Below are 11,945 nucleotides of genomic sequence, written 5' to 3'. Positions count from 1 at the left end.
AAAGTGTCATGACGGAACCCCTGCGTCGCCTGTCCGCCGAGGGCGTGGCCGTGTGGCTCGACGACCTGAGCCGGGCGCGGCTGGAGTCCGGCAACCTGCAAGAGCTGGTCCGCGACCGCGAGGTAGTGGGTGTCACGACGAACCCGGCGATCTTCCAGAAGGCGATCTCCGGCAACGACATCTACGACAATCAACTGCGCGAGCTCGCCGTGCGCGGCGTCACCGTCGAAGAGGCCGTGCGGATGATCACCACGGCCGACGTGCGCCAGGCGTGCGACGTGCTGCGCCCGGTCTACGACGCCACCGAGGGCCGCGACGGCCGGGTGTCGATCGAGGTCGACCCCCGCCTCGCGCACGACACCGAGACCACCAGCGCCGAGGCCCGCCAGCTGTGGTGGTTGGTGGACCGACCCAACCTGTTCATCAAGATCCCGGCCACCAAGGCCGGCCTGCCCGCCATCTCGCAGGCTCTCGCCGAGGGCATCAGCGTCAACGTCACGCTGATTTTCTCGCTGGAGCGCTACCGCGAGGTGATGGAGGCGTACGTCGAGGGCATCGAGCGCGCCCGCGCCGCCGGTCTCGACCTCTCCGAAATCGAGTCCGTCGCGTCCTTCTTCGTCTCCCGCGTGGACACCGAGATCGACAAGCGCCTGACGGCGCTCGGCACCGACGAGGCCAAGAAGGCGGCAGGCAAGGCGGCGGTCGCCAACGCGCGACTGGCCTACCAGGCGTACGAAGAGGTCTTCGGTACCGAGCGCTGGCAGGCCCTCGCCGCCGCCGGCGCCCGACCGCAGCGTCCGCTGTGGGCCTCGACCGGCGTCAAGGACCCGGCGTACCGCGACACGATGTACGTGGACGACCTGGTGGTCAAGGGCGTGGTCAACACGATGCCCGAGGCCACGCTGAACGCGGTCGCCGACCACGGCGACATCACCGGTGACACCGTGCACGGCACCTACGAGGCGGCTCGGGCCGACCTGGACGCGATCGCCAAGCTCGGTATCTCCTACGACGAGGTCGTCGAGCTGCTCGAAGAGGAGGGCGTCGAGAAGTTCGAGACCTCCTGGAACGAGCTGCTCGCGTCCGTGCAGGGCGAGCTGGACCGGCTGGCCAAGGAGCGCTGACCCTCCGCCGCACGACCGCAGGACCCGGTCGGCCTCCCTCGCCGACCGGCGCAGCACCCCTTCGTCCCGTCGCCGCCGAACGTGACCCGTTCGGCGGCGGCAGGACGGATACTCCACGCAATCAGGGCATGATTTCAGCACACTCCCACCCCATTAATAGGAGGGCTGACCGCCCGTGGTACACGCAAACGACGAACGCGTGACCGCCGGCGGCGTGGACGTCACCGTTTCCGGTGACCTATCGCACGCCGCCGCAGTCGCCGAAGTCATCACCGCCTGCGTCGTGGACAAGGTGCCCGCGCGCCTGGTCGCCTCGGACGCCACGCTGTGGGGTCCGGAGGCCGAGTCGCTGGCCGCGATCCGCCTGGGTTGGGTGGATCTGCCCGCCTCCTCGCGCGCGTTGCTGCCGCAACTCGCCGAACTGCGCGAGCGCCTGAGCGCCGAGGGCCTGGACCACGTGGTCCTGGCCGGCATGGGCGGCTCGTCGCTGGCGCCCGAGGTGATCACCGCCACCTACGGCAAGAAGCTCACCGTGCTGGACACCACCGACCCCGCCCAGGTCCGCCGCGCACTCGGTGAGGATCTGGAGCGCACCGTCGTGGTCGTCTCCAGCAAGAGCGGCGGCACCGTGGAGACCGACAGCCACCGCCGCGCGTTCGAACAGGCCTTCCTCGACGAGGGCCTCACCAACGACCAGTTGGCCGGCCGGATCGTGGTCGTCACCGACCCCGGCTCGCCGCTGGAGAACACCGCGCGCAACGCCGGCTACACGATCGTGCTCGCCGACCCCAACGTCGGCGGTCGCTACTCGGCGCTGACCGCGTTCGGCCTGGTGCCCAGCGCACTGGCCGGCGTGGACGTCGAGCAACTCCTCGACGACGCCGCCGCGCTGGCACCCACGCTCGCCGGCGACCGGGACAACCCGGGCCTGCTGCTCGGCGCGGTGCTCGGCGCCGCCGCCAACCACGGCCGGGACAAGCTCGTGCTCGCCAACACCGGCGACATCGTCGGCTTCGGCGACTGGGCCGAACAGTTGATCGCCGAGTCCACCGGCAAGCAGGGTCGCGGCATCCTGCCGGTCGTGGTCGAGGACGTGGACGCGCCCGGCTTCGACCACGCGGTGGGCGCCGACGCGGTGCGTACCGTGATCGGCGACGAGGACATCGACCGGCCCGAGGCCGACCTGCGCGTGTCCGGCCCGCTGGGCGCGCAGTTGCTGCTGTGGGAGTACGCGACGGCGGTTGCCGGCCGGGTGATCGGCATCGACCCGTTCGACCAGCCGAACGTGCAGGAGTCCAAGGACAACACCGGCGCGCTGCTGACCAAGGCGGGCGACGACGGTCCGCTGCCCGTGGGCACGCCCGCGTTCGTCGACGGCGCGGTCGAGGTGCACGGCGACGCCGCGCTCCTGGACGGGGCGAGCGACCTCACCGGTGCGCTGCGCGCGCTGCTCGCGGCGGTGCCGGACAACGGCTATGTCGCGGTGATGGCCTACCTGGACCGGCTCGGCGACACCGACGCGCCCAAGCTGCGCCCGCTGCTGGCCGAGGCACAGGGCGGCGAGCAGGTCACCTTCGGCTGGGCGCCGCGATTCCTGCACTCCACCGGCCAGTTCCACAAGGGCGGGCCCGCGGTCGGCGTGTTCCTCCAGATCACCGGCGCGAACGCCGAGGACCTGGACGTGCCGGCCAAGCCCTACAGCTTCGGCCGCCTGCAACTGGCCCAGGCGCTCGGCGACCTCGGCGCGATCACCTCGCGCGAGCGCCCGGTGCTGCGCCTGCACCTGACCGACCGCGCGGCCGGACTCGGGCAACTGCTCGACGCCGCCCGCGCCCTCGCAAACGGAGCGGCTCGATGAGCCCCAAGGCCACCAAGTCCAAGCCGGCCGTGTGGCCGGAGAACCCGCTGCGCGACCCGCAGGACCGCCGGCTCCCGCGCATCGCCGGCCCCTCCGGCCTGGTCATCTTCGGCGTCACCGGCGACCTGTCCCGCAAGAAGCTGATGCCGGCGATCTACGACCTGGCCAACCGCGGCCTGCTGCCGCCGGGCTTCGCGCTGACCGGGTTCGCCCGGCGCGACTGGGAGAACCAGGACTTCGCCCAGGTCGTCTACGAGGCGGTCAAGGAACACGCCCGGACCCCCTTCCGGGAAGAGGTCTGGCAGCAGCTGTCCGAGGGATTCCGGTTCGTCCAGGGCGAGTTCGACGACGGCAAGGCGTTCGACCAGCTGCGCCAGACGATCGACGAGCTGGACGAGCAGCAGGGCACCCAGGGCAACCACGCCTTCTACCTGTCGGTGCCGCCGAAGGCCTTCCCCGAGGTGGTTCGCCAGCTCAAGGAGCACGGGCTCGCCGACCCCAAGGCCGACTCGTGGCGCCGCGTGGTGATCGAGAAGCCGTTCGGGCACGACCTCAAGAGCGCGCGCGAGCTGAACAAGGTCGTCGACGAGGTCTTCCCGCCCGAGGCGGTCTTCCGGATCGACCACTACCTGGGCAAGGAAACCGTCCAGAACATCATGGCGTTGCGTTTCGCCAACACCATGTTCGAGCCGCTGTGGAACCGGTCCTACGTGGACCACATCCAGATCACCATGGCCGAGGACATCGGCATCGGCGGCCGGGCCGGGTACTACGACGGCATCGGCGCCGCGCGCGACGTGATCCAGAACCACCTGCTCCAACTGCTCGCGCTGACCGCGATGGAGGAGCCGGTGTCCTTCGACGCCGAATCGCTGGTCGCCGAGAAGCTCAAGGTGCTCAGCTCGGTCAAGCTGCCCGACGACCTGTCCCGCGGCACCGTCCGGGCCCAGTACACCCGCGGCTGGCAGGGTGGTGAACTGGCCAAGGGCTACCTGGAAGAGGACGGCATCCCGCCGGACTCGCGCACCGACACCTACGCCGCGATCAAGCTGGAGATCGCCAACCGCCGCTGGGCGGGCGTGCCGTTCTACCTGCGCGCGGGCAAGCGGCTCGGCCGCCGGGTCACCGAGATCGCGGTGGTCTTCCAGCGCGCGCCGCACCTGCCCTTCGACGCCACCGCGACCGAGGAGCTGGGGCAGAACGCCCTGGTCATCCGGGTGCAGCCGGACGAGGGCATGACGGTGCGCTTCGGCTCCAAGGTGCCGGGCACCGCGATGGAGGTGCGCGACGTGAACATGGACTTCGCGTACGGCGAGTCGTTCACCGAGTCGAGCCCGGAGGCGTACGAGCGACTGCTGCTCGACGTCCTGCTCGGCGACGCGCCGCTGTTCCCGCGGCACGAGGAGGTCGAGCTGTCCTGGAAGATCCTCGACCCGATCGAGGAGCACTGGGCGCAGCACGGCAAGCCCGAGCCCTACGTGTCCGGGACCTGGGGTCCCGACGCGGCCGACGAGATGCTCGCACGTGACGGACGGAGCTGGCGCCGCCCATGATGATCGATCTGACGGACACCAAGTCGAGCAAGATCAACGCCGCACTGGTGGAGGCCCGCCGCGGGATGGGCAGCCCCACCCTGGGCATGGTGCTCACCCTGGTCATCGTCACCGACGAGGCCAACCAGTACGACGCGATGAAGGCCGCGGGCGAGGCCGCCCGCGAGCACCCGTCGCGGATCCTGGTGGTGATCGGCCGCCCCGGCCAGGAGATCGCTCCGCGCCTGGACGCCGAGGTCCGGGTCGGCGACTCGGGCGTGGGCGAGACCGTACTGCTGCGCATGCACGGCGAGTTGGCCGATCACGCCGAGTCGGTCGTGCTGCCGCTGTTGCTGCCGGACGCGCCGGTCGTGGTGTGGTGGCCCGGGCGGGCGCCGGAGGTGCCCAGCAAGGACCTGCTGGGCGCGCTGGCCACCCGTCGGGTGACCGACGCCGCCGCGCCGCCGCGCCGGGCCGATGTGCTGCGGCTGCGGGCGAGCGCGTACACCCCGGGCGACACCGACCTGGCCTGGACCCGGACCACGCCGTGGCGCAGCCTGCTGGCCGCGGCGCTGGACCAGAAGTACAGCCGGATCCTGGGCGCGAAGGTCGGCGCGAAGGCGGGCAACCCGAGTGCGGAACTGCTCGCGCTGTGGCTCACCGACCGGCTCGAGGTCGACGTGGAGCGGGTGGAGACCGGTGGCCCCGGGATCACCTCGGTGACGCTGGTGACCGAGGACGGCGAGATCGTGATCGACCGCCCGGACGGGATGATGGCGTCGCTGTCCTCGCCCGGCCAGCCGGACCGCGTGGTCGCGCTCAAGCGCCGCGAGGCCTCCGACCTGGTCGCCGAGGAACTGCGCCGGTTGGACCCGGACGACGTGTACGCGGCGACGCTGGCCCGAGCCGCGTTGGAGGCGGCGCGGGTGCCTTCCGCGGCCTCGTTCACCGAGTCGCCGGTGTCCCAGACGCCGGTGCAGGACGTGGAGCGGATCGAGGAGGGCGAGGCGCCGCTGCGCCGGCCGGCCAAGGAGGTCGGTACGGCTCCGCCACTCAAGCGCACGTCCGGGGCGGCGGCCGGCAAGCGGGTCGCGACCCGCAAGGCGGTCGACAAGAGCCAGGGCAAGGCCGCCGCGGCCAAGCCCGCGGCGCCGCGGGCCGCCCGGAAGAAGAAGGGCGACGGCGCGTGAGTGCTCACGGCCCGGTCCGGGTGCACGCCGACACGGCGCTGATGGCCAAGGCGGCCGCGACCGGACTGATCCAGCGGGTCGCGGACGCGCAGGCCGAGTTCGACGTGGCGCACATCGTGCTGACCGGTGGTCGCAACGGCAACGCGTTGCTGCACGAGTTGTCGCTCACGCCCACGCTGGGCGCGATCGACTTCGACCGGCTGCACATCTGGTGGGGTGACGAGCGTTTCCTGCCGGCGGGTCACCCCGACCGCAACGAGACGCAGGCGCGCGAGGCGCTGCTCGACACGGTCCCGGTGCTGCCGGAACTGGTGCACCCGATGCCGACCAGCGACGGTCCGGACGGCGACGACGTGGACGCGGCGGCGCGGCGGTATGCGGCGGAGCTGGCCGCCGCCGCATCGGACGGCGCGGCCGTGCCGGCCTTCACGCTGGCCATGTTCGGGGTCGGCCCCGACACGCACGTGGCGTCGCTCTTCCCTGGCTTCGCCGCCACGACGGAGTCGACGCGCACGGTGGTCGCCGTACGGGAGGCCCCCAAGCCCCCGCCGACCCGGATCACCCTGACCTTCCCGGCGATCCGAGCAGCCCACGAGGTGTGGCTGCTCGCCGCGGGCGAGGACAAGGCCGACGCGGTCGCGACGGCCCGGGCTTCGTCCGACGCGACGAAGACCCCGGCGGCCGGGGCCTACGGCACGGGCGCCACGTTGTGGCTGCTCGATCGAGCGGCGGCGTCGAAACTGCCGGACTGAATCGGCGTCCCCCGGTCAGCGGTTCCTGTTCCCGCGTGCCGCCGGGCCGGCCCCTCCCGTCGTGGGAGGGGCCGGCCGAGGTCGGTGGCTCCGACCGATCAGGAGTGCCAGATCTCCCTGATGTCGGTGATCTGGTTCGCCGTGTTCACGGTGATGTCGTACACGCCGAACGCCGAGCACGTGTTCGCGCCGTCGCCCTGGTGGGTCAGGCACTTGTCGATGTGGTCCCAGACCTGGCCGAGGTACTCCGCCTTCTTCGGCGGCGGGCCGGCCAGGGTGCCGGTGGCCCCGGGCGCGAACAGCAGCGGCGTCTGCTCGGCGCCGATCGCCTCGAAGTGGCCGTCGTTGGGGTCACAGACGAACTTGGTGTTCTTGTAGTACAGCGAGTCCTTGGTGGGCCGCTTGATCGGTTGCACGACCTTGTGGCCGGGCTTGGGCGTGTACGGCGCGCAGTCGCCACCGGGTTCGGCCGACCCGCCGCCGGCCGACGGCTTGGCCGACTTCGGCGCCTGGGTGCGCGCCGGGCCGGAGGCGGTGGGACTGCCGCCGGGCGCGGGTGCCACGACCGGCGCCGTGACGGCCGGCGTGTCGGCCGCCTTCGGCCTGTCCTTCTTGTCCTTGTCGTCCGCGTCGCACGCGACCAGCGTGAGCGCGGCGACCGTCGCGGCGGTGATTCCGCCCCACATCCTGCGAGTCGTCGGATACATCGAACCCCCTGTGCGCCGGGCGCGGAACGCCCGTACTTCGATGGAACTCGCACACATTAGCGATCTTGGAATCGTGCGGACGCAAAACCAACACGCGTAAGGTGAAGGCAATCCCAAGATCTGCGCCGGTTCGGGCAAAATCGCGCTCGGTGGATAGCCCCTCACCGAACGGACGCGCCGGCCGTGGCCGGATCCGTACCCGTTCGGCCCCGTCGGCGGCCCGCTCGCGATAGCGTCACGCGGAGGTCTTCGGGACCAGAGGCGAGGTGGGACCCGTGCGGTTCGGATGGCTGCGGCGCCATGAGCGTCACCTGGAGGAATACCGGCACCGGCGCGAGCAGGAATCGCCGTGTCCGGGCCGAGCCACGCCCGAACCCCCGCCCGCCGCGCCGTCCTTCGCCGAATTCGCGCGCCGGGACGGACACAATCCGGCCGAACCGGAATCGAATCCGCCGGGAAGCGCCGGCCCACCGGCCGAGTCCGACGACGCCGAGGCCACCCGGGCGCGGATGCTCACCGAGAAGGCGCAACAGCTGACCCGGGCCGGCCGGCACGCGGATGCGGCGGCGCCCGCCCGCGCCGCGGTCCGGATGCTGGGCGCGCTGGCCGCGAAGGACCATCGTCGGCACGGGCCCGCGCTGGTCGGCGGGTTGCGCGCGTTCGCGGCCGTGCTGGCGGCGGACGGCCGGGCCGAGGACGCGGTCAAGGTCGCCGCGAGCGCCGCCGAACACGCACGCCGGCTGGCCGCGCTCGACCATCGCGCGCACCGCCCGCTGCTCGCCGTGGCACTGCGCGAACTCGGCGCCCGGCTCGGCGACCACGGCGACGAGTCGGCCGCGCTGGGCGCGCTGCGCGAGTCGGTACAGGTGTTTCGTACGCTCGCCGCCCAGGCGCCCGAGCGACATCGCGCCGAACTCGCCCTGTCCCTGGACGAACTCGCCGGCCGACTGGCCGCCACCGGAGCCGGCGACGCCGCCCTCGCCGCCTTCACCGAGGCCGAGCGCCTGCTCGGGATCGGCCCGCCGCAGGCCCATCAGGCCGCCGTACTGCTTCGGCACGCGACCCTGCTCGCCCGCCTGGGCCGGGGCCCCGAGGCGATCGCGCTGGCCGGCGAGGCGGTCGAGGTCCGCCGCGGCTACGCGAGCGCGGAACACGCGCCCGCCGGCCGTCGTGAGGACGAACTCGCCGCGTCGCTGCAGAGCCTGGGCCTGCTGCACAGCGCCGGCGGTGCGCACGACGAGGCGGTGGACGCGCTGGAGGAGGCGGTCCGCCTGCGGGCGAGACGGGTGCGGGCCGACCCGGTGTTGGCCCGCCGTCCCGAAGTCCCGGTCACCTACGCGCTGTACGGCATCGTCCTGGTCGCCGCGGGCCGCCCCGCCGACGCGGTCCCGCCCCTGGCCGCGGCGCTGGGCGTGGGCACCGCGCTGAACCTGGACCGGGTCTCCGACCTGGCCGGGGACACCCTGGTCCGGGCGCATCGCGCCGACCCGGACGCGGTCCGCAGCCGCTGGATCGCGGCCACCGGCGAGGAACTGCCCGCCTGGATCGAACGCGGCCAACGCCCGCTCCCCCAGCAGGCCAACCGTCGCCAGGTGCACCGCCCCGAACCCCAGGAGGCACTGCGGGCCCGCGACTGACGACGCGTGGCCGGCTCGGGGCGGCGCGGGCCGGCACACGACGAAAGAGCCGCCGGGAGCGTCGACACACCCGAGGGTGTGTCGCGACTCCCGACGGCTCTTCCCATCACGGCCTACGGCCGCACGCGTGGGTCGAAACTCACGGACTCACGGACGGACTCGCGAACTCAGAGCTCGCCGCGCAGCTTCGCCAGCGCCTCGGCGAGGATCGCCTCGCCGTCGGCATCGCTGCGACGCTCACGCACGTAGGCGAGGTGCGTCTTGTAGGGCTCGGTACGCGGGGCGTCCGGCGGGTTGTGCTGGTCCTGCCCGGCGGGCAGGCCGCAGCGGGGGCAGTCCCACGTCTCGGGGACCTGAGCGTCGGTCGCGAAGCTCGGCTGCGTCTCGTGCTTGTTCGCGCACCAGAAAGAAATACGGAGACGTGGGGCTGCTTCGCCGCGCTCTGCTTCCCCCATCGGGCCGGCGCCGACCCGACTCCCACGGATGGCGTTGCCACTTGCCACGGTAAAAACTCCCCTTGGTCCTTGAGGTCGCGCCCCCGTTGCGCGGCTTGGCGTCCAGTGTACGTGCGCCTCGCGCAAGGTTGAACCGAGCGGTGGGCCTTTTCCGACAGTCCGTCAGAAAGGCCACCGCGCGGGTGGAAACAGCGGCCGAACCGGCGCTGTCAGTACGTGTTCTTGAGCAGCAGACCGAGTACGACGATCGTCACGAACCAGCACACACCGACGATGATGGTCATGCGGTCGAGGTTCTTCTCGACGACGGACGAACCGCCGAGCGAGGAGGACATGCCGCCGCCGAACAGGTCGGACAGGCCGCCGCCCTTGCCCTTGTGCAGCAGCACCAACAGCACCATGAGCAGGCTGAAGACGATCAGGGCGATCGAGAAACCGGTGACCACGGCCGGGCCCAACTCCTTCTGGCGGAACGCGGGGGCCGGGGATTCCCGGCCATCGGACAGAGTACGCTGCCGCGCCCCGCAAGTGGGAGCCGTACGGCCCTTCGGCTAATCCGGCGGATCATACTATTACGGCCCACCCGGCTCGGGCCGCTCCCCCTCCGGCGCGTGCCCACGAGGCCCCTCGGCCGGTTCGTCGACGGGCTCCGCGCCGCCCGGCTGCACGTCTCCGGTGTCCTCGACGTCCACCTCGTGGCCGCTGCCGCCGACGAGCGCACCCGTGCTGGTCAGCGGATGCCCGGGGCCCGCGCTCCGTGGCGCCCGGGCCGTTCCCGTCCGGCGAACGGTCACCTTGTTGTCACCACCCGCGACGATCGCGCCGGTGTTGCTCACCGGGCCGCCGGACAGGCTGATCCCGTCGTTTCCGCGCGGCTCGCTCTCGTCCGGTTCGTCGGTGTTCGATGCGGCGGTGTTCACGTGGTACCTCCCGCTGTCGATCGTGCGCCCGATCCGGCTCCGCCGGAACCCCGTACGGACGCCTGGATGCCTCGGCCGGCGACGATCGCACCGCTGTTGTTCAGGTCGCCGGCGACGTTCTGGATGATCCCGTTGTTCAGGACCAGTTCGTTGCGTTGGCGGTACTCGGTCACGTCCACGTTCCGACGCTGGAGGAAGTCCAGCACGAAGACGGTGAACTTGCGCTCGATCAGCTTGAGGTACTTCTCCGCGTCCGAGTTCTGGAAGAACGTGGCGTAGTTCGCCGAGGCGCCCAGCTCGCGCACCGACGCCCGGGCCCCCCGGTCCACCGGGAGGTTGCGCAGCGTGCGCTCCTCGGCCGCGCGCAGATTGCCCGCCCGGCGCCACCACGACGCCCACACCCGCATCAGGCGACCGGCCGAGGAGATCATCAGCCCCGGCGCCTCCAGCAGCGAGCGGCCGAACGCGCCCCACAGCGTCGCCGCGTCCGCGGTGTGCAGCCACTCGTCCGCCACGTGGAACTCGGGTCGGATCGGCGGCAGCACCAGCTCGTGCAATTCGGTGTACAGCAGTCGGCCGTCCATCGTGAAGCGGATCAGCACCGACACCACCACCTCCTGCGACCACGTACCCACCCGCACGCACAGGTAGCGCCGGGTGGCCTCGGCCGGGGGCGGCACCGGGCCACCGGTCACCCCGCTGCTGAACTCGTGCATCTGCACGCTCAACCCGGACAACCGGTGGCGGCCCTCCTCGGACCGGGCCAGTTCCTCGAACGACGAGCAGATCGCACCGGTGAGCTCCTCGACCGTGAACGGGGTGAACCCGTTCTTCGGCTGCTTGCCCACGGGCGGCGCGTCCAGCACGGACGGCTCGGCCCCGCGCAGCTCGACCGGGAAGGTCCAGCTCTCCACCAGTTCGCCCGCGCCCACGAACGGCAGGTAGCCGCTGTAGCGCACGCTGGACGGAATCGGCACCGTGGACGGGAATACCGCCTCCGGGACGGCCGGCGCATGCGTCGGCCGCGGCGGCAGCACCTCAGCCAACGCGCCCTGCAAAGCCCCCGGCCAGGGGTCCCCGGCAGCGTCCGCCGGCGGCCCGGTCGGCACCCAGGTCCGCCCCGGTCCCAGATCCGTGACCACGGTGGCCCGCTGCTGCATGCGCTCGATCCACACCACGAAGACCACGACCGCATAGGTCGGCAGCACCGTCACCGCCAGGGTCTCGCCGTCCGGGAAGCCGGTGTCCCCGCCCGCCACGTACAACATCAGCCCGAACAGCAGCGCCGCCACCCAGGACACCTGCGCCGCCGCCCGGGTCCGGAAGTCGCGCACGCCGCCCCCGCCGGCGACCCCGGCCCGCACCGTCAGCAGCCCGACGAAGACCACGATCGCGAGCCAGAACAACCCGGGCGCGAAGCCGAAGCCGATCAGGAACATCACCGCCGGCACCAGGAACGCGATCACGTCGCGCAGGATGCGCCGCCGCCGTGCGGCCAGCGCGTGCTCCAGGACCGCCTGTTCGTTGTACCCGTAGGACGGCGCCCGATCGCGGTGCGCGTTCTCCCACAGTTCCTCGATCACCCGGGCGGCGAACCGCTCGTCGATCTCCGCGCCCGTGCACAGATACCGCGTGGCACCGGTATCCCCGGTTGTGGACATGTCTGGAAATGACACCCGGACCCCCTGGGGTCGACCGGCCGAACCACCCTGTAGGGGCGACTACCGGCCACTTGGCGATGACTTATGGTCAGTCACCCGTTACGGGAGC

The 11,945-nt window shown here is 71.9% G+C and carries 11 protein-coding genes; 6 read left to right on the top strand and 5 right to left on the bottom strand.

The window, feature by feature from the left end; genetic code table 11:
- Positions 1-8 precede the first annotated feature (8 nt).
- The 5 genes from tal (at position 9) to pgl (ending at position 6,456) form a co-directional block, all read left to right on the top strand.
- Positions 9-1,124 carry a transaldolase gene (tal, locus tag ACZOOI_RS22175; RefSeq protein ID WP_465277457.1) on the top strand — a complete coding sequence of 372 codons (1,116 nt, stop codon included), beginning with the start codon at positions 9-11 and terminating at the stop codon, positions 1,122-1,124.
- Positions 1,125-1,299: 175 nt separating this feature from the next.
- A complete protein-coding gene (locus ACZOOI_RS22170; protein ID WP_465277456.1) occupies positions 1,300-2,982 on the top strand; it encodes a glucose-6-phosphate isomerase in 1,683 nt (560 codons plus the stop codon).
- Positions 2,979-4,535, top strand: a complete 1,557-nt coding sequence (gene zwf, locus ACZOOI_RS22165; protein WP_465277455.1) for a glucose-6-phosphate dehydrogenase — start codon at positions 2,979-2,981, stop codon at positions 4,533-4,535. Before ACZOOI_RS22170 ends, zwf begins: the two co-directional genes overlap by 4 nt.
- The gene (opcA, locus tag ACZOOI_RS22160) at positions 4,532-5,704 is read left to right on the top strand and encodes a glucose-6-phosphate dehydrogenase assembly protein OpcA (protein WP_465277454.1); all 1,173 of its coding nucleotides are present in this window, start codon (positions 4,532-4,534) and stop codon (positions 5,702-5,704) included. The genes zwf and opcA overlap by 4 nt, the downstream gene beginning before the upstream one ends.
- Positions 5,701-6,456 (top strand): 6-phosphogluconolactonase, encoded by a 756-nt coding sequence (pgl, locus tag ACZOOI_RS22155; protein WP_465277453.1) that lies wholly within the window; start codon positions 5,701-5,703, stop codon positions 6,454-6,456. The genes opcA and pgl overlap by 4 nt, the downstream gene beginning before the upstream one ends.
- Before the next feature lie 98 nt (positions 6,457-6,554).
- Here pgl and ACZOOI_RS22150 read toward each other — a convergent pair whose 3' ends face one another.
- Positions 6,555-7,163 carry a hypothetical protein gene (locus tag ACZOOI_RS22150; RefSeq protein ID WP_465277452.1) on the bottom strand — a complete coding sequence of 203 codons (609 nt, stop codon included), beginning with the start codon at positions 7,161-7,163 and terminating at the stop codon, positions 6,555-6,557.
- Between the two features lie 275 nt (positions 7,164-7,438).
- Between ACZOOI_RS22150 and ACZOOI_RS22145 the strand changes: the two genes are divergently transcribed.
- Positions 7,439-8,800 (top strand): hypothetical protein, encoded by a 1,362-nt coding sequence (locus tag ACZOOI_RS22145; RefSeq protein WP_465277451.1) that lies wholly within the window; start codon positions 7,439-7,441, stop codon positions 8,798-8,800.
- A gap of 167 nt (positions 8,801-8,967) precedes the next feature.
- Here ACZOOI_RS22145 and ACZOOI_RS22140 read toward each other — a convergent pair whose 3' ends face one another.
- The 4 genes from ACZOOI_RS22140 to ACZOOI_RS22125 form a co-directional block, all read right to left on the bottom strand.
- On the bottom strand, positions 8,968-9,255 hold the full coding sequence (locus ACZOOI_RS22140) for an RNA polymerase-binding protein RbpA (protein WP_020553570.1): 288 nt from the start codon (positions 9,253-9,255) through the stop codon (positions 8,968-8,970).
- Positions 9,256-9,464: 209 nt separating this feature from the next.
- Positions 9,465-9,701 carry a preprotein translocase subunit SecG gene (gene secG / locus ACZOOI_RS22135; RefSeq protein ID WP_026218871.1) on the bottom strand — a complete coding sequence of 79 codons (237 nt, stop codon included), beginning with the start codon at positions 9,699-9,701 and terminating at the stop codon, positions 9,465-9,467.
- Between the two features lie 126 nt (positions 9,702-9,827).
- The gene (locus tag ACZOOI_RS22130) at positions 9,828-10,175 is read right to left on the bottom strand and encodes a hypothetical protein (RefSeq protein ID WP_465277450.1); all 348 of its coding nucleotides are present in this window, start codon (positions 10,173-10,175) and stop codon (positions 9,828-9,830) included.
- Positions 10,172-11,836, bottom strand: coding sequence for a hypothetical protein (locus tag ACZOOI_RS22125; RefSeq protein ID WP_465277449.1), 1,665 nt, complete (start codon positions 11,834-11,836; stop codon positions 10,172-10,174). The genes ACZOOI_RS22130 and ACZOOI_RS22125 overlap by 4 nt, the downstream gene beginning before the upstream one ends.
- Between the last annotated feature and the right edge of the window lie 109 nt (positions 11,837-11,945).

This window comes from Embleya sp. L77 (assembly GCF_055557415.1).
Note: the sequence above shows the minus strand (reverse complement) of the source record. Positions and strands in the feature narration are given on the sequence as shown.